General features: G+C 68.8%; 18 protein-coding genes. 8 read left to right on the top strand and 10 right to left on the bottom strand.

Annotated features, from left to right (window positions below; translation table 11 throughout):
• Positions 1-35: 35 nt before the first annotated feature.
• From BBK82_RS18560 to BBK82_RS18535, 6 genes are all read right to left on the bottom strand, one after another.
• Positions 36-1316, bottom strand: coding sequence for a thymidine phosphorylase (locus BBK82_RS18560; protein ID WP_065916126.1), 1281 nt, complete (start codon positions 1314-1316; stop codon positions 36-38).
• On the bottom strand, positions 1313-1702 hold the full coding sequence (locus BBK82_RS18555) for a cytidine deaminase (RefSeq protein WP_065916125.1): 390 nt from the start codon (positions 1700-1702) through the stop codon (positions 1313-1315). Before BBK82_RS18555 ends, BBK82_RS18560 begins: the two co-directional genes overlap by 4 nt.
• Positions 1695-2936 carry an ABC transporter permease gene (locus BBK82_RS18550; protein ID WP_065921169.1) on the bottom strand — a complete coding sequence of 414 codons (1242 nt, stop codon included), beginning with the start codon at positions 2934-2936 and terminating at the stop codon, positions 1695-1697. The genes BBK82_RS18555 and BBK82_RS18550 overlap by 8 nt, the downstream gene beginning before the upstream one ends.
• Before the next feature lie 8 nt (positions 2937-2944).
• Complete coding sequence (locus BBK82_RS18545; protein ID WP_065916124.1) at positions 2945-4018, bottom strand: ABC transporter permease; 1074 nt, start codon at positions 4016-4018, stop codon at positions 2945-2947.
• Positions 4018-5598, bottom strand: coding sequence for an ABC transporter ATP-binding protein (locus BBK82_RS18540; protein WP_065916123.1), 1581 nt, complete (start codon positions 5596-5598; stop codon positions 4018-4020). Before BBK82_RS18540 ends, BBK82_RS18545 begins: the two co-directional genes overlap by 1 nt.
• Positions 5599-5681: 83 nt before the next feature.
• Positions 5682-6815: a BMP family lipoprotein gene (locus BBK82_RS18535; RefSeq protein ID WP_065916122.1), complete on the bottom strand. Its 1134-nt coding sequence runs from the start codon at positions 6813-6815 to the stop codon at positions 5682-5684.
• Between the two features lie 481 nt (positions 6816-7296).
• Between BBK82_RS18535 and sdhC the strand changes: the two genes are divergently transcribed.
• From sdhC to BBK82_RS18515, 4 genes are read left to right on the top strand one after another with little or no spacing between them, the layout of a single operon-like run.
• Positions 7297-7719 (top strand): succinate dehydrogenase, cytochrome b556 subunit, encoded by a 423-nt coding sequence (sdhC, locus tag BBK82_RS18530; protein ID WP_065916121.1) that lies wholly within the window; start codon positions 7297-7299, stop codon positions 7717-7719.
• Between the two features lie 2 nt (positions 7720-7721).
• Positions 7722-8129: a succinate dehydrogenase hydrophobic membrane anchor subunit gene (locus BBK82_RS18525; RefSeq protein ID WP_065916120.1), complete on the top strand. Its 408-nt coding sequence runs from the start codon at positions 7722-7724 to the stop codon at positions 8127-8129.
• Positions 8130-8151: 22 nt separating this feature from the next.
• A complete protein-coding gene (gene sdhA, locus BBK82_RS18520) occupies positions 8152-9906 on the top strand; it encodes a succinate dehydrogenase flavoprotein subunit (protein ID WP_065916119.1) in 1755 nt (584 codons plus the stop codon).
• Complete coding sequence (locus BBK82_RS18515) at positions 9906-10685, top strand: succinate dehydrogenase iron-sulfur subunit (RefSeq protein WP_065916118.1); 780 nt, start codon at positions 9906-9908, stop codon at positions 10683-10685. Before sdhA ends, BBK82_RS18515 begins: the two co-directional genes overlap by 1 nt.
• A 129-nt stretch (positions 10686-10814) precedes the next feature.
• Here the strand turns inward: BBK82_RS18515 and BBK82_RS18510 are convergent, their stop codons facing one another.
• Positions 10815-12077: a D-alanyl-D-alanine carboxypeptidase family protein gene (locus BBK82_RS18510; protein ID WP_065916117.1), complete on the bottom strand. Its 1263-nt coding sequence runs from the start codon at positions 12075-12077 to the stop codon at positions 10815-10817.
• A 61-nt stretch (positions 12078-12138) separates the two neighbouring features.
• Here BBK82_RS18510 and BBK82_RS18505 point away from each other — a divergent pair, with 61 nt between their 5' ends.
• The gene (locus tag BBK82_RS18505; RefSeq protein ID WP_053737542.1) at positions 12139-12366 is read left to right on the top strand and encodes an SCO4848 family membrane protein; all 228 of its coding nucleotides are present in this window, start codon (positions 12139-12141) and stop codon (positions 12364-12366) included.
• Between the two features lie 9 nt (positions 12367-12375).
• Complete coding sequence (locus tag BBK82_RS18500; protein WP_065916116.1) at positions 12376-12726, top strand: hypothetical protein; 351 nt, start codon at positions 12376-12378, stop codon at positions 12724-12726.
• Between the two features lie 96 nt (positions 12727-12822).
• Here BBK82_RS18500 and BBK82_RS18495 read toward each other — a convergent pair whose 3' ends face one another.
• Together BBK82_RS18495 and BBK82_RS18490 are read right to left on the bottom strand one after the other, a co-directional pair.
• Complete coding sequence (locus BBK82_RS18495) at positions 12823-13029, bottom strand: hypothetical protein (protein ID WP_065916115.1); 207 nt, start codon at positions 13027-13029, stop codon at positions 12823-12825.
• Entirely contained in the window at positions 13030-13212 is a 183-nt protein-coding gene (locus tag BBK82_RS18490; protein WP_065916114.1) for a hypothetical protein, read from the bottom strand.
• Here BBK82_RS18490 and BBK82_RS18485 point away from each other — a divergent pair.
• Together BBK82_RS18485 and BBK82_RS18480 are read left to right on the top strand one after the other, a co-directional pair.
• Positions 13202-13384, top strand: a complete 183-nt coding sequence (locus tag BBK82_RS18485; RefSeq protein ID WP_065916113.1) for an LPXTG cell wall anchor domain-containing protein — start codon at positions 13202-13204, stop codon at positions 13382-13384. The two genes, BBK82_RS18490 and BBK82_RS18485, sit on opposite strands and share 11 nt — an antisense overlap.
• 39 nt (positions 13385-13423) lie before the next feature.
• Entirely contained in the window at positions 13424-14338 is a 915-nt protein-coding gene (locus BBK82_RS18480) for a hypothetical protein (protein WP_237048251.1), read from the top strand.
• Between the two features lie 718 nt (positions 14339-15056).
• Here the strand turns inward: BBK82_RS18480 and yhjD are convergent.
• Positions 15057-16043, bottom strand: coding sequence for an inner membrane protein YhjD (yhjD, locus tag BBK82_RS18475; RefSeq protein ID WP_065916112.1), 987 nt, complete (start codon positions 16041-16043; stop codon positions 15057-15059).
• Positions 16044-16053 lie beyond the last annotated feature (10 nt).

Here is a 16053-nt window from a genome sequence, read left to right as displayed (position 1 = left end):
GAACCAGCGATGGATCCGGCGGGCGAACCGCCGGGTCAAGCCGGGCCGCGGATCGTGTCGATCACCAGCGGCGAACGCGACGGCGCCGAGTCCGTGACGCTGTAGGCGCCTTCCAGCGCCTGCAGGGCTCCGGCCACCGCGTCCGGGGTGTCGGTGTGCAGCTCCAGCAACGGTTGCCCGGCCTCGACGACGTCGCCGGGCTTGGCCAGGCAGAGCACGCCGGCACCGGCCTGCACCGGGTCCTCCTTGCGCGCCCGGCCCGCACCGAGCCGCCACGCCGCCACCCCGATGCCGTAAGCGTCCAAAGTGGACAAGACACCGGCCGAAGGCGCCACCACGACGTGCTTGTGCGACGCGACGGGCAGAGCCGCGTCCGGATCGCCGCCCTGAGCCCGGATCATCCGTGCCCACACCTCGTAAGCCTCGCCCGAAGCCAAAACCGCCGCCGGATCAGCCGAAATCCCGGCCAGCGACAGCATCTCGCGGGCCAGGGCCACGGTCAGCTCGACCACGTCCGCCGGTCCGCCGCCGCGCAGCACGTCGACGGACTCGGCCACCTCGACCGCGTTGCCGACCGCGCGTCCGAGAGGCACGGACATGTCGGTCAGCAGAGCCGAGATCCGCACCCCGTGCTCGACCCCGATCGACACCAGCGCCGAAGCCAGCGCACGCGCCGACTCCAGGTCCTTCATGAACGCCCCGGAGCCGACCTTCACGTCCAGCACCAGTGACTCGGCGCCCTCCGCGATCTTCTTCGACATGATCGAAGAAGCGATCAGCGGAATCGCCTCGACGGTCCCGGTGACATCCCGCAGCGCGTACAGCTTGCGATCAGCCGGAGCCAGCCCGGAAGTCGCCGCGCACACCACCGCACCGACCGAGGAGAGCTGAGAAAGGATCTCCGAAGTGGACAGTGCGGCCCGCCACCCCGGGATCGACTCCAGCTTGTCCAGCGTCCCGCCGGTGTGCCCGAGACCGCGGCCGGACAGCTGCGGCACCGCGGCACCGCACGCTGCGACCAGGGGCGCCAGCGGAAGCGTGATCTTGTCGCCGACCCCGCCCGTCGAGTGCTTGTCCACCGTCGGCCGGGAGACCTGCAACGACAACCGCTCACCCGACTCGATCATCGCCTGCGTCCACCGCGCGGTCTCCGCGGCGGTCATCCCGTTCAGGAAGATCGCCATCGCCAGCGCGGACATCTGCTCGTCCGCGACCGCACCGCGCGTGTAGGCGTCGATCACCCAGTCGATCTGGGCAGGAGACAGCTCAGCACCGTCGCGCTTGGCCCGGATGACGTCCACCGCCGAGAAGCTCACGGCAGGTCCTCCGGCCCGAACGCGTCCGGCAGCACCGACGACATCGGCAGCACCCCGGAAGGCGTGTCGACCAGGCACGACGGACCGCCCAGCTCGTACAGCACCTGACGGCACCGCCCGCACGGCATCAGCAGCTCACCGGCACCGGAACGGCAGGCGACCGCGACGAACCGGCCACCGCCTGTCAGCTGCAACTGCCCGGCCATCGCGCACTCAGCGCACAACCCGACGCCATAAGAAGCGTTCTCGACGTTGCACCCGACGACGATGCGGCCGTCATCGCACAACGCCGCGGATCCGACCTGCAGCCCCGAGTACGGGCAGTAGGCGGACGCCGCCGCTTCCACCGCCCGTGTCCGGAGCAGGTCCCAGTCGACCTCAGCCACGGCGGTACACCAGACCGTCGGCGGCCGGCATGCGCAACCGCTGTGACGCAACGGCGAGCACGGCCAGCGTCACCATGTGCGGCGCGTACGACACGAACTCGCTGGGGATCTCGTCGAGGCTGATGTACAGCAGGTACATCAGCACGGCCACGACGATCGCCGCGGCGGCGGAGAACCACTTGCGGCGGATCAGCTGCCACACCACGATCACGCCGAGCAGCAGCACCACGCCGTAGACCAGCGCCAGCACCGTCTCGCCACCCGAACGCAGCTGCAGGCCGTCGGCGTAACCGAACAGCGCCGCACCACCCAGCAGACCGCCCGGCCGCCAGTTGCCGAAGATCATCGCGGCGAGGCCGATGTAGCCGCGCCCGCCGGTCTGGCCCTCCAGGTAGGACAGCTGACCGGGGTTGAGCACCAGCGCGGCGCCACCCAGGCCGGCGAGACCACCGGAGACGATCACGGCGACGTACTTGTGGAAGTACACCTTCACGCCCAGCGAGTCCGCGGCGTGCGGGTTCTCGCCGACCGAGCGCAGGCGCAGGCCGAAGCGGGTGCGCCAGAGCAGGAAGTACGACAGCGGCAGCAGCAGGATCGCGAGCATCGTCAACGGCGAGACACCGGTGACCAGGCCGCGCAGGATGCCCGCGACGTCGGAGATGAACAGGCGCTGGCCCGCCTCCAGCTCGCCGAGCCAGTCGCCCAGCCCGGCCGCGGAGAACGTGTCGAACGGCTGCACCGGCGGCGACTGCCGCGGGTTGTTCGACAGCGGCAGGAAGATCAGCGTCGACAGGTACTTCGTCAGACCGGCGCCGAGCAGGTTGATCGCCACACCGGAGACGATGTGGTTGACGCCGAACGTGACCGTGGCGATCGCGTGCAGCAGGCCGCCGAGCGACCCGAAGACGACCGCTGCCACCAGCGCGGCCCAGGGACCCCACTGGTAGCCGGCCCACGCCGCGCCCCAGGTGCCCATGATCATCATGCCTTCGAGGCCGATGTTGACCACGCCGGCGCGTTCCGCCCACAGACCGCCGAGACCGGCGAGCAGGATCGGCAACGCGAGCCGCACCGCCGTCTGGGTGGTGCCGGACGAGGTGAGCTGCGGGAACCCGGTCTGCATCGACGTGATCGACAGCAACGCGATCGCGCCCGCGACACCGAGCATGCCGACGGCCCAGCCGGGGATCTTGCGCTTGCGAGGCGCCGCGGGGACGTGCGGCTTCTCCTCCATCGTGCTGATCACGCGGCACCTCCGACAGTTCCGAGCTCACGGCCGACGCGACGCTGCTCGGAGGCGAGCTCGAAGCGGCGCACCACCTCGTACGCGACGACGACCGACAGGACGATCGAGCCCTGCATGATGGTGACGATCTCCCTGGGCACACCGACGTTGTCGAGCGCGAGGCCGGACTTGTCGAGGAACGCCCAGAGCAGTGCGCCGAACGCGATGCCACCGGGGTGGTTGCGGCCGAGCAGCGCGATCGCGATGCCCGAGAAGCCGATGCCCGCGGTGAAGTTCAGGCTGAAGGTGTGGTCGCGGCCGAGCAGTTCCGGCAGCGAGATCAGGCCCGCGATGGCGCCCGAGAGCAGCATCGAGACCAGCACCATCTTCTTGGCGTTGACGCCACCGGCCGACGCGGCGGTCGAGGACTCGCCGGACGCGCGCAGCTCGAAGCCGAACCGGGTCCTGTTCATCATCACCCAGTAGCCGACGCCCAGGGCGACGGCCACGAAGATGAAGCCGAACATCGTGCCGCCGCCACCGAACGAGATGCCGGGCATCCAGCCGCTCTCCGGGATCTCGGCGGTGCGGATGTTGTTGCCCCGCAGCTCACCGAAGACGTCCCGGCGGATCAGGTAGGCGGACAGGCCGATCGCCAGGCCGTTCATCATGATCGTCGAGATGACCTCGTTGACGCCGCGGGTCACCTTGAGGATCGCGGGGATCGCGGCCCAGGCGGCACCGGCGAGCGCGGCGACGATGATGATCACCAGCGTGTGGATGCCGGGTGGCAGCGCGATCGAGCCGCCGACGACCGCGGCGACCACGGCCGCGACCCGGTACTGGCCCTCGACACCGATGTTGAACAGGTTCATCTGGAACCCGATCGCCACCGCGAGCGCCGCGATGTAGTAGATGCCCGTCGAGTTGATGATGTCGACGAACGTCGTGCCCTTGCCGACCTGCGTCACCATCGCACCGAACGCGCTGAGCGGGTTCGCGCCGGAGATGACGAGCGCCGCGCCGCACAACAGCATCGAGAAGACGATCGCCAACGCGGGCGGCAGGAGTTTGCCGCGCAGGTGTCCCATCAGTGCTCGCCTTCCTCAACCGCGACGGTCTCGTGCACCGCGGCGCTCGTGCTGCCCGCACCCGTCATCGCGCTGCCGAGGTCCTCGGGCGTGACGGTGTTCGGGTCGGCGTCGGCCACCAGCCGGCCGCGCAGCATGACCTTGATCGTGTCCGAGAGGCCGATCAGCTCGTCCAGGTCGGCGGAGATCAGCAGGACGGCGAGACCGGCGGCGCGGGCGCGTTTGATCTCGTCCCAGATCAACGCCTGCGCGCCGACGTCGACACCGCGGGTGGGGTGTGACGCGATCAGCAGGACGGGGTCGCCGGAGAGTTCGCGGCCGACGACGAGCTTCTGCTGGTTGCCGCCGGACAACGCGGCCGCGGGCACGTCGATGCCGGGTGTGCGGACGTCGAAGTCCGCGACGATCCGCTCGGTGTCCTTCTTCGCGCCGTCGGTGTCGAGCCAGACGCCCTTGGCGGTCGGCTTGCGGGTCTGGTGGCCGAGGATCCGGTTGTACCAGAGGGGTTGTGTGAGCAGCAGGCCGTGGCGGTGGCGGTCCTCCGGCACGTAGCCGATGCCCGCCTCACGCCGGGCCAGCGTCCCGAGCTTGGTGATGTCCTTGTCCTGCAACGTGATCGTGCCGCTGCCGGCCTTGCGCATGCCCATGACCGCTTCGACGAGCTCGGTCTGGCCGTTGCCCTCGACGCCGGCGATGCCGACGACCTCGCCGGAGCGGACCACCAGGTCGACGTCGTCGAGGATCGGCCGTGAGCCGTCCGGGGTCATCAGCCTGAGGCCCTTGACGTCCAGCACGACCCTGTCGGTGACGGTGGACTCGCGGGTCTCCGGGCTGGGCAGCTCGCTGCCGACCATCATCTCGGCGAGCTGCCGGGAGCTGACGGTCTTCGGGTCGGCGCTGCCCACGGTCGTGCCGCGGCGGATCACCGTCACGGAGTCGGCGATCGCGCGGACCTCGTCGAGCTTGTGCGAGATGAACAGGAACGTGTAGCCCTGCTCCTGCATGCCGCGGACGGTCTCGAAGAGCTCGTTGACCTCCTGCGGCACGAGCACGGCGGTGGGCTCGTCGAGGATGATCACCTTGGCGCCGCGGTAGAGCACCTTGAGGATCTCGACGCGCTGCCGGTCGGCGACACCGAGCTGCTCGACGAGCACGCCGGGGTCGACGTTGAGACCGGTCTTGCCGGAGAGCTCGATGATGCGCGCGCGGGCCTTCTTGCCGATGCCGTGCATGGCCTCGGCGCCCAGGACGACGTTCTCCTGGACGGTGAGGTTGTCGGCGAGCATGAAGTGCTGGTGCACCATGCCGATCCCGGCCTTGATGGCGTCCGACGGCGTGCGGAACCGCACCTGCTCGCCGTTCACCTCGATGGTGCCCTCGTCCGGCGCCTGCATGCCGTAGAGGATCTTCATCAGGGTCGACTTGCCCGCGCCGTTCTCACCGCAGAGCGCGTGCACCTCGCCGCGGCGGACGGTCAGGTGGACGTTGCTGTTGGCGACCACACCGGGGAATCGCTTGGTGATGCCCGTGAGCACCACCGCGGGGTGTTCGTCCGTGCCGACGGACGTGGAACTGCTCATCGTCGAGTGCTCCTCCTACCACGCACCGGGCCCTGTGAGGGCTAAAACCTCACAGGGCCCGGCGGTGTTTTGTGGCTTCCGGACTACGGCTTGTCCTTGACCGTGATCTTGCCCTCGATGATCTGGGCCTTGTAGCCCTCGAGGATGCCCTGCAGCTTCGCGTCGATCTTGCCACCCGACGTGGCGTAACCGACACCGTTGACCTTCAGGTCGAAGACCTTCGGCAGCGACGCGATGTCGTTCTTCGCGACGGCGGCGATGAAGTCGTAGACCGCGACGTCGACGCGCTTGAGCATGGACGACACGATGACGTCCTTGGTGTCGGCGACGGTCGCCTGGTTGTACTGGTCGGAGTCGACGCCGATGGCCAGCGCGTTGCCCTGCTTGGCGGCCGAGAAGATGCCCTTGCCGGAGGCGCCGGCGGCCTGGTAGATGACGTCGGCACCCTTCTCGATCTGGCCCTTGGCGGACTCCAGGCCCTTCGGGGCGTCCTGGAAACCGGTGAAGTCACCGGCCGGGGTGATGTACGACTTCTCGACCTTGATCTTCGGCGCGGCGGCCTGCGCACCCTGGAAGTAGCCGGCCTCGAACTTCTGGATCAGCGGGATCTCGACGCCGCCGACGAAGCCCACGTGGCACTTCTTGCTCTGGTACGCGGCGATGACACCGGCGAGGAAGGAGCCCTCCTGCTCGGCGAACAGCAGCGGCGTGACGTTGGCCGCGCCCTCGACGGAACCGTCGACCAGGCCGAACTTGACGTTCGGGAACTCGGCGGCGACGAGCTTCATCGACTCGGCGTAGGCGAAGCCGACACCGATGATCGGGCTGAAGCCCTCGGAGGCCAGCTGGCGCAGCCGGGTCTGCTTGGCGGACTCGTCCTCGTTCGGAGCGGCGGACAGCTCGCGCGTGTTCTCCTTCTTCACGCCCATGTCCGCGATGGCCTTGTCCAGACCGGCGGCGGCGGAGTCGTTGAACGACGCGTCGCCACGGCCACCGATGTCGTAGGCCAGGCCGATCTTCAGCGCGCTCGCGTCCACCTTGGCGCCGGCCGCGGCACTGGTGCTCGAGGTAGCAGGCGCGGTCGGGGGCTGGGCGAACTCGCAAGCCGCGCCGGTACCGGCGCTCGAGTTGTTGTTCCCGCCACCCGAGTCCTTCGCGCAGGCGGCCATAGTCATCACGCTGGTCAACGCGATCGCGGCGACCGCGACACCACGCATACGACGACGCACGGCTCGTCTCCTCCCTGAGGTTCCTCCCCAACGACATTGTTGGGTCCTAGACGCGGCACCGTACCTCTTAGTAACCAACCCCGTTGCCGCCAGCACCTACAAAGACCCCTATCGGTTACGCATTCGACGCTTTGGCCGCACCAGTGGTGATCACTCGTGTTCGGCGCGTTGCGATTCGTCACGTTTCGCGGTGGTTCAGCGTTGACAGTCGCCCGAACGGCCCAGCAGCGCACACCGAGCGACCCGAACCGTCCACGAGCGTTCGACTGCCGTACCGGCCGGTAGCTGTGGCGTGGACCGCATTTCCGGATCGATCCAGACCGCTTGGCCGATCGACAGCGTGTCTCATCGATCACAGAGCGGGTGCGCCTGCTGGGTCCGTCCCAACGTGCAGGACTACGCTTTTCCGGTCATGGTCGGAATGAACCGTTTCGCCGACCACCACCACTGACGTTGGAGGCCGCGGCGCATGACCAGCGCAGGCGCACCCGAGCGGTCGGGCACCACCCGAGGGGGTGGGACGCTCTACCGCGGTGATCTGGGCATGTGGTCCTGGGTCGCCCACCGGATCACCGGTGTCCTCACGTTCTTCTTCCTGTTCACCCACGTGCTCGACACCGCTCTCGTGCGGGTGTCCCCCAACGCCTACGACGCGGTGATCGAGACCTACAAGAACCCGGTCGTGAACCTCTTCGAGGTCGGCCTCGTCGGCGCGGTGCTCTACCACGCGCTGAACGGCATCCGGGTCATGCTGGTCGACTTCTGGGAGAAGGGCGCCAAGTACCAGCGGGTCATGCTGTGGACCGTGCTGGCCGTCTGGGTCGTCGTGATGATCCCCGGCTTCTACTTCATGATGGAGCGCACGATCTCCAACCTGGTGGGGGGTCACTGACCATGTCACTCGCACTCGACAAGCCCCGTTCGCCCCGCCGCCCCGCTGCCCGCCGCGGCAACGGCGAGCTCTACAGCTGGCTGTTCATGCGCCTCTCGGGCCTGCTGCTCGTGGTCCTGGTCCTGGGCCACCTGTTCATCATGAACATCCTGGACGGTGGCGTCCACAAGATCAACTTCGCCTTCGTCGCCGGCCGCTGGTCGTCCCCGTTCTGGCAGTTCTGGGACCTCTCGATGCTCTGGCTCGCGCAGCTGCACGGCGGCAACGGCCTGCGCACCGTCATCAACGACTACGCGCGCAAGGACTCCACCCGGTTCTGGTTGAAGATGCTGCTCTACGTGTCGATGGTCCTCATCGTCTCGCTCGGCACGTTCGTGATCTTCACCTTCGACCCGAACATCTCGAACTGACCCGCGCGGGGAGCCCACCACAATGCAGTTCCACAAGTACGACGTAGTCATCATCGGCGCTGGTGGTGCCGGTATGCGCGCGGCGATCGAGTCCGGCCAGCGCGCCCGCACCGCGGTGCTGACGAAGCTCTACCCCACCCGGTCCCACACCGGCGCGGCCCAGGGCGGCATGTGCGCCGCGCTGGCCAACGTCGAGGAGGACAACTGGGAGTGGCACACCTTCGACACGATCAAGGGCGGCGACTACCTGGTCGACCAGGACGCCGCCGAGATCATGGCGAAGGAGGCGATCGACGCCGTTCTCGACCTCGAGAAGATGGGCCTGCCGTTCAACCGCACGCCCGAGGGCAAGATCGACCAGCGCCGGTTCGGCGGGCACACGCGCAACCACGGTGAAGCCGCCGTGCGCCGCGCCTGCTACGCCGCGGACCGCACCGGTCACATGATCCTGCAGACGCTGTACCAGAACTGCGTCAAGCACGGCATCGAGTTCTTCAACGAGTTCTACGTGCTCGACATCTGCCTGACCGAGACGGAGAACGGCCCGGTCTGCACCGGCGCCGTCGCCTACGAGCTCGCGACCGGCGAGATCCACGTGTTCCAGGCCAAGTCCGTCGTGTTCGCGACCGGTGGTTTCGGCAAGGTCTTCAAGACCACGTCGAACGCCCACACGCTGACCGGTGACGGCATGGGCATCGTCTTCCGCAAGGGCCTGCCCCTGGAGGACATGGAGTTCTACCAGTTCCACCCGACCGGTCTGGCCGGTCTCGGCATCCTGCTGACCGAGGGTGCCCGCGGTGAGGGCGCGATCCTGCGCAACGCCTCGGGCGAGCGGTTCATGGAGCGCTACGCCCCGACCATCAAGGACCTGGCGCCGCGCGATATCGTGGCCCGCTCGATGGCCCTCGAGGTGCTGGAGGGCCGTGGCGCCGGCCCGAACAAGGACTACGTGCTGCTCGACTGCACGCACCTCGGTGCCGAGGTGCTGGAGACGAAGCTGCCGGACATCACCGAGTTCGCCCGCACCTACCTCGCGGTCGACCCGGTCGTCGAGCCCGTCCCGGTCTACCCGACCGCGCACTACGCGATGGGCGGCATCCCGACGAACATCCACGGCGAGGTGCTGCGGGACAACGACAACGTCGTTCCCGGCCTGTACGCCGCCGGTGAGTGCGCGTGCGTCTCGGTGCACGGCGCGAACCGCCTGGGCACCAACTCGTTGCTGGACATCAACGTCTTCGGCCGCCGCGCGGGCATCGCCGCCGCGGAGTACGCGCTCTCCCGCGAGTCGCACGTCGACCTGCCGGAGAACCCGGCCGCGGCCGTCGAGGCCCAGGTCGCGCTGGCGTTGTCGGAGCACGGCCAGGAGCGCGTGGCGGACATCCGCACCGAGCTGCAGGCCACGATGGACGCCAACGCGTCCGTCTACCGCACCGAGGACACGCTGAAGACGGCCCTGCACGACGTCCAGGCCCTGAAGGAGCGCTACGCGCACATCCAGGTGCAGGACAAGGGCAAGCGCTTCAACACCGACCTGCTGGAGGCCGTCGAGCTCGGCTTCCTGCTGGAGCTGGCCGAGGTGCTCGTGCACGGCGCGCTGGCGCGCAAGGAGTCCCGCGGCGGTCACGCCCGCGAGGACTACCCGAACCGCGACGACACGAACTTCATGCGCCACAGCATGTTCTACAAGCAGGGCGAGGGTCTGTCCGCCGACATCCGGCTCGACTACAAGCCCGTGACCTTTACCCGGTACAAGCCGATGGAGCGCAAGTACTGATGACCGCCACCGCTGAAACCACTGCTGGCTCGCGCGGCTCCCAGCCGCCGGTTCCGGACGGCGCTGTCACGGTCACCGTCAAGATCCGGCGCTTCAACCCGGAGTTCGACGACGAGCCGCGCTGGGACTCGTTCGACATCCCGGCCCTCCCGTCGGACCGCGTGCTGAACCTGCTGCACCACATCAAGTGGTACGTGGACGGCACGCTGACGTTCCGCCGCTCCTGCGCGCACGGCATCTGCGGTTCGGACGCCATGCGCATCAACGGCGTGAACCGCCTGGCCTGCAAGGTCCTGCTGAAGGACCTGCTGCTCAAGGACAAGCAGACCACCATCACCATCGAGCCCATCAAGGGCCTGCCGGTGAACAAGGACCTGCTCGTCGACATGGAGCCGTTCTTCGAGGCCTTCCGCGCCGTCAAGCCGTACCTGGTGACCTACGGCAACGAGCCGACGCGCGAACGCATCCAGTCGGTCGCCGACCGCGAGCGCTTCGACGACACCACCAAGTGCATCCTGTGCGCCTGCTGCACGACCTCGTGCCCGGTGTACTGGACGGAGGGCTCGTACTTCGGCCCGGCCGCGATCGTGAACGCGCACCGGTTCATCTTCGACTCGCGCGACGAGGGCGCTGAGGAGCGGCTCGACATCCTCAACGACATCGACGGCGTGTGGCGCTGCCGGACGACGTTCAACTGCACGGACGCCTGCCCGCGTGGGATCCAGGTGACCAAGGCGATCCAGGAAGTGAAGCGGGCGCTGCTGTTCAAGCGCACCTGAGTTCTCGTTCGGCCGAGGCGCCGCGTTCCCGTTCGGGGGCGCGGCGCTTCTGCTTGTGCGCCAGGTGACGGACGAGGCCCCCGGCGCGGTGTGCGCCGGGGGCCTCGCTGTACCCGTTCGGAAACGCTCTCAGAAGCCCTGTGCCGCCTGAGCGGCCTGGCGGCGTGCCCGAGCCGCCTTGGCCCGTTTGTTGCGGATGTAGAGGAACACAGCGGCCAGCAGGCCCACCACGGCGATGGCGGTGATGGGGAGGCCGACGGTGCCGAACATCGTGGGCGCGGGGCGGCCGTTGGCGGTGTCGCCGGGGGCGGCCGCGTCGGCTGCGCCGGACTCCTGGGTCGAGGTGACCTTCGGCTTGGGCTGCGGGGCGCCGTCGACGAGCTTGCCGACGCCGCCGGGGCCCATCGCGAAGCCGTAGTCGAGGAGCTTCGCCGCCTGGGTGGTGATCGGGGTCGGGGTCTGCTGGCCGCGCAGCAGCACGACGACGAGGCGGCGGCCGTTGCGTTCGGCGGCGCCCACGTAGGTGTGCTGGGAGTCGTCGGTGAAGCCGGTCTTGCCACCGAGCGCGCCCTCGTAGTTCGTGAGGAGGCGGTTGTCGTTGGTCAGCATGATCGTGCCGCCGTTGCGGCCGGGGAACTGCGACTGCTTCAGCTTGATGGCGCTGGCGAACTCGTCGTACTTCATCGCGCCGCGGAAGATCAGGGCGACGTCGTAGGCCGACGTGCTGGTGCCGGGGGCGTCGAGGCCGGACGGGGTCGCCGCGCGGGTGTCGAGGGCGCCGAGCTCGCGGGCCATGGCGTTCATCTTGCGCACCGCGTTCGGCACGCCGCCGAGCTGGCGGGCGAGGGTGTGCGCGACGTCGTTGCCGGAGGTGAGCAACAGGCCGTGCAGCAGCTGGCGGACCGTGTACTGGCCGCCGTCGCGCAGGCCGACGCAGGTGCACTCCTGCTGCGTGTCCTCGGCGGAGGCGGTCACCACCATGTCGCCGCGCAGCTCCTTGGCCACGACGAGCGCGAGCAGGACCTTCATGACGCTCGCGGGGCGCTGCCGGCCGTGCGGGTCGTACGCGGCGATGACGGCGCCGCTGTCCATGTCCGCCAGCAGCCAGGTGGCCGCGGTGTTGCCGCTCGGGGGCTGCGCCGAGTTCGGCGGCAGGACCAGGCCGCACTCGCCCAGCCTGTCACCACCGATCGGCTTCTCGGGGACCTCGAGGGGCGGCGGCACCTTCTGACCGGGCGCCGGCTGCTCCGAGGTGTCCACCGGTGGGGGCGGGGTCTCGCGGTTGGCGCACTGGGCCGCCAGGTTCTGCTGTGCCGTGCCGGCCGGTGCGGCGAACGCGGCTGTGGCCAGTGCTAGGACCAGGGCGACGATGAGCCGATGGGTGAAGGGCACGCCCCCAGGCTATCCACCCCCGTTCGACGTCTTGCACGCACCACGTCCGATACTGGTCGCCGTGAAGCTCTCGCGCCCGATGTCACTCTTCCTGGTGGCTTTCGGTGTGTGGTCGTGGGTGATCTGGCCCACGTTCCTGAAGAACATCTGGAACGACCCCCGTTCGTTCAGCGACGGACCGACCCCGTTCTTCACGGTGCACCTGGTGCTCGTGATCGCCTCGCTCGTGTTCGGCACCGTCATCGGCGTGCTGGGCGTGCGGGGTTTCCTGGCCACCCGACGTCGATAAGGAAACGCTGTGGAGTTCGTACGCCTGGTGCTGGTCTTCCTGCACCTGCTGGGCATGGGCATGCTCGTCGCGATGATCATGTTGCAGGCGAAGGCCGGCAAGGACGCCCCCGTGAACAAGGGCTGGCTGCACGGTGCGGCGCTGCAGCTGCTCACCGGCCTGGCGCTGGTCGGCATCGACCCGCTCGTCGACGCGGTGAAGTACGACCACATCAAGATCGGCGTCAAGCTGCTGGTCGTCGTCGCCATCGCCGTGGTCGTCGCGATCAACGTGAACAAGCCGAAGGCCCCGTCCTGGCTCCTGCCGACGGCCGCCTCGCTGGTCGTGCTGAACGTCGGCATCGCGGTCTTCTGGACCTGATCGAGGGATGTCGTGATCACTGCCGGGTGACGTCCGCCCAGTTCACGCGCGGCCTGCCGCACCGGGCGCGACCATCGCGGGCATGTCACGTATCGCCTACATCGGTGTGCTCACCGCGGGCGCGGTGTTGACGCTCATCGGACTGCACGGCGCGAGCCCGGCAGCCTCCGCCTCCGGCGAGGACCGGGTTTGCGCCGCCGCGTGGTGCCCGAAGGAACGTCCAGGAGGGGTCGCCGCTTCGGAAAGAGGCGACCACACGACGAAGACCACCTGGACGACCACGCCGTCGACGACCACGTCCACCTACACCAAGCCCACAACGACCACATCGACCAGCACGTCGTCGTCCTCCACGACGACGACCACTTCTTCGACCACGACCACGACGGGCTCGTCGAGCACGTCGTCCACGTCGAGCTCGACCACCACGCCACCGGTCACCACGACCGGCTCGTCGAGCACGACCACCCCACCGGTGACCACCACCAAGCCAACGGTCGTCACCACCAAGCCCGTCGCCGCCCCACCGCGCCAGCACAACGACCTGGCCAACACCGGTGCGTCCACCGGCTGGCTGACCGCACTCGGCGTCCTCCTGGCCGCCACGGGCGCACTCCTGCTCCTGCTGGACCGCACCCACCGCCCCGCCCGCCGCTGACCGTCAAGAATTGTCGGTGGTGCTCGTCACACTGGTGACGTGCGAATCGAACACCTGCGCGAACGCAGCGATCTCGGCGTCATCAGCGCCACCACCCTGAAGTCACTGGGCATCGCCAACCCATGGCGCAAATGCACCGCGGGCGGGCCGTGGCAACGCATGTACCCCGGCGTGGTACTGCTGCACAACGGCCCGCCCACCCCAGACCAGCACCTCACCGCCGCCCTCCTGCGCGCCGGCCCCTCCTCCGCCGTGACGGGCGCCGAAGCCTGCCGCCGCCACGGCCTCCCGGCCCACGGCCGCGAACTCCACCTGCTCTCCCCAGCTTCCGTGCGCGGCACCGGCCCCCTGATCATCGAACGCTGCCGCCCCATGCCACCCGTGCACACCATCGACGGCTTCCCGGTGGTGCCAGCAGCCCGCGCCGTGGTGGACGCCTGCCGCCAGATGCGCTCCCCCGACGAGGCCACCGCCCTGATAGCCGCCTCAATCCAACGCGGCCTCTGCACCCCCACCTCCCTCCGCGAGGAGGCCCGCACCAACCGCTTCGGCACGAAACTCGCCCGCACAGTCCTCAAAGACCTCGGCCGAGCCGAATCGGTAGCCGAACGCGACGCCCGCCGCCTCTCCCACCGCATCCGCCTGACCACCCCGCACTGGAACGTCACGATCGCCGACTCCACCGGCCTCGTCATCGGCCGCCCGGACGCCTGGTTCGACGACGTCGCCCTCGCCTGGGAAATCGACTCGCGCGCCTTCCACTACGGCCCCCGCGACTACGAGAGAACCCTCGCCCGCAACAGCAGGTACGCCGCAGCGGGGATCCTCGTCGTCCAAACCCTGCCAACCCGGCTGCGGGACCAGCCGGAGCAGGTGGCGCGGGAGTTGAAGCAGGCACACCGGGCAGCGGCGGCTCGACCTCGTCCGCCGATCCGGATGGTGGAGGTGAGGTAGGGCGGCGCGGGCGGGTGAGCGGTGGGCCGTGGGAGGCGAGGTGGGAGCGCGGCGCGGGTGGGGTGAGGAGTGCTGGGTCTGGCGAGGCCGGGCGAGGTGGCTGGGCCGGGCTTGGCTGGGCCGGGCCGGGCCGGGCTTGGCTGGGCCGGGCTTGGGCCTGGCTGGGTTGGGCCTGGGCTGGCCTTGGCTGGACCGAGCCTGGCTTGGCGGGCTGCGCTGAGCGGGGTGAGCTGACCAAGGTTGGGCCGGACCTGGCCAGCCGGGCATGCAGCCGGGCTCGGCCATCCCGGGCTGGCATGGGCGAGGTCAGGCGCTGCGAGGTGATCGAGCGAAGCGAGCCGAAAAGCCCATGCACCCCAGGCGAGCCCATCGAGCCGAAGGCGAGGCTTTTCGACCTTCAGCGACGGGCAGCGGTAACACCCACCGGCATCGCGATTGGGGCTTGACTTTGAGTGCGGGGCGATACGCTTGGTTCGGAACGGCCGGGCTCTTTATGCCCGGCTTTTTAAGGCCGATGCATCGCCCCGCCAGAGGCTCGAAGTCAAGCCCCAATCGCAATCGTCGCGGAGCGGCGATGAACTCCAAAATCTCGGCCAGTGCCCGCTCAACCCCGGTGCCAAGGTGATCGACCACGGTCTGAACGCGCCGTCCAGGCGCTATCACGAATCGCGCCGTCTAGGCGCTGCCGTGAGATCGCGCCCGCTACCGCCGCCCCCAGCTACCGCCTCCTCCACCGCACCCCCAACATCGCTCCCACCACAGCCCCAACCCCCACCATCAACGATGGCGACGGCCCCGACCTCACCGAAACAACCGGCTGGATCACGGCAGGCGGCGGCGCCTGCACCACCTCCGGCTCCCGATTCTCCCGAGCCGTCGCCGTCCAAGCCGTGATGAACAACATGAACTGAGCAACCAAGTTCGCAAAGACCAGCACACCGACCACCGACCCGAAAGCAGCCGACGTCGGCGAAGAAGTCACAAAAGACAGGAACAACGTCGCAGCCTGCTTCAAGATCTCAAACCCGACAGCCGCCGCAAAAGCCCCGCGCAAAGCACTCCGCCACCCCACCGGCTTCCGGGGCAACCGAGCCAGCACCCACAGGAACACCATCCAGTTCGCCAGCAGCGACAGGAGGATCGACCCGATCCGCAGCAGCACGTGCGCCCAGCCGGCGTTCTCGAACCCCATCCACTCCAGCAACTGCTCGGCGAACCCCGAACCCGCCGCCGTGATGCCGAACGACAGCACGATCGCCAGTCCCAGCCCAACGAGGGACAGCAGGTCGCGCCACAACGTCCCCAGGAACGGCAGGTTCTCCTTGGCGTGGCCCCACTGCGCCGTCAACGCGTCACGCAGGTTGCTCATCCACCCCAGGCCCGAGTAGGCCGCGCCCAGCAGGCCGATGATGCCGACCGTGCCCTTGGAGTCCAGGGCGGTGTTCACGGCCTCGTTGATCTGCTCGCTCAGCTGCCTGTCCGGCACCGCCTCGGCGATGCTGGCGCGCAGTGACGCCAGCAGGTCGGGCTGGGACTGCAGCACGAAGCCGGCGACCGCGAAGCCGATCATCAACATCGGCACCAGCGACAGCACGCTGAAGTACGTCACCGCGGCCGCGTAGTGGGCGCCGTACCTCTCCGTGTAGCGCTCGTAGGCCAGCACGAGATGGTCCAGCCACTTGTACTTCCGGCGCCACTTGTCCACGAGCTAAAAC

This window comes from Lentzea guizhouensis (genome assembly GCF_001701025.1).
Lineage (GTDB): Bacteria > Actinomycetota > Actinomycetes > Mycobacteriales > Pseudonocardiaceae > Lentzea > Lentzea guizhouensis.
Note: the sequence above shows the minus strand (reverse complement) of the source record. Positions and strands in the feature narration are given on the sequence as shown.

What these genes read in the sequence shown, in the direction of transcription:
- BBK82_RS18550 (WP_065921169.1), bottom strand. Translation starts at nt 2,936, where the DNA reads ATGGAGGAGAAGCCGCACGTCCCCGCGGCGCCTCGCAAGCGCAAGATC.
- BBK82_RS18535 (WP_065916122.1), bottom strand. Translation starts at nt 6,815, where the DNA reads ATGCGTGGTGTCGCGGTCGCCGCGATCGCGTTGACCAGCGTGATGACT.
- sdhC (WP_065916121.1), top strand. Translation starts at nt 7,297, where the DNA reads ATGACCAGCGCAGGCGCACCCGAGCGGTCGGGCACCACCCGAGGGGGT.
- BBK82_RS18525 (WP_065916120.1), top strand. Translation starts at nt 7,722, where the DNA reads ATGTCACTCGCACTCGACAAGCCCCGTTCGCCCCGCCGCCCCGCTGCC.
- BBK82_RS18545 (WP_065916124.1), bottom strand. Translation starts at nt 4,018, where the DNA reads ATGGGACACCTGCGCGGCAAACTCCTGCCGCCCGCGTTGGCGATCGTC.
- sdhA (WP_065916119.1), top strand. Translation starts at nt 8,152, where the DNA reads ATGCAGTTCCACAAGTACGACGTAGTCATCATCGGCGCTGGTGGTGCC.
- BBK82_RS18540 (WP_065916123.1), bottom strand. Translation starts at nt 5,598, where the DNA reads ATGAGCAGTTCCACGTCCGTCGGCACGGACGAACACCCCGCGGTGGTG.
- BBK82_RS18515 (WP_065916118.1), top strand. Translation starts at nt 9,906, where the DNA reads ATGACCGCCACCGCTGAAACCACTGCTGGCTCGCGCGGCTCCCAGCCG.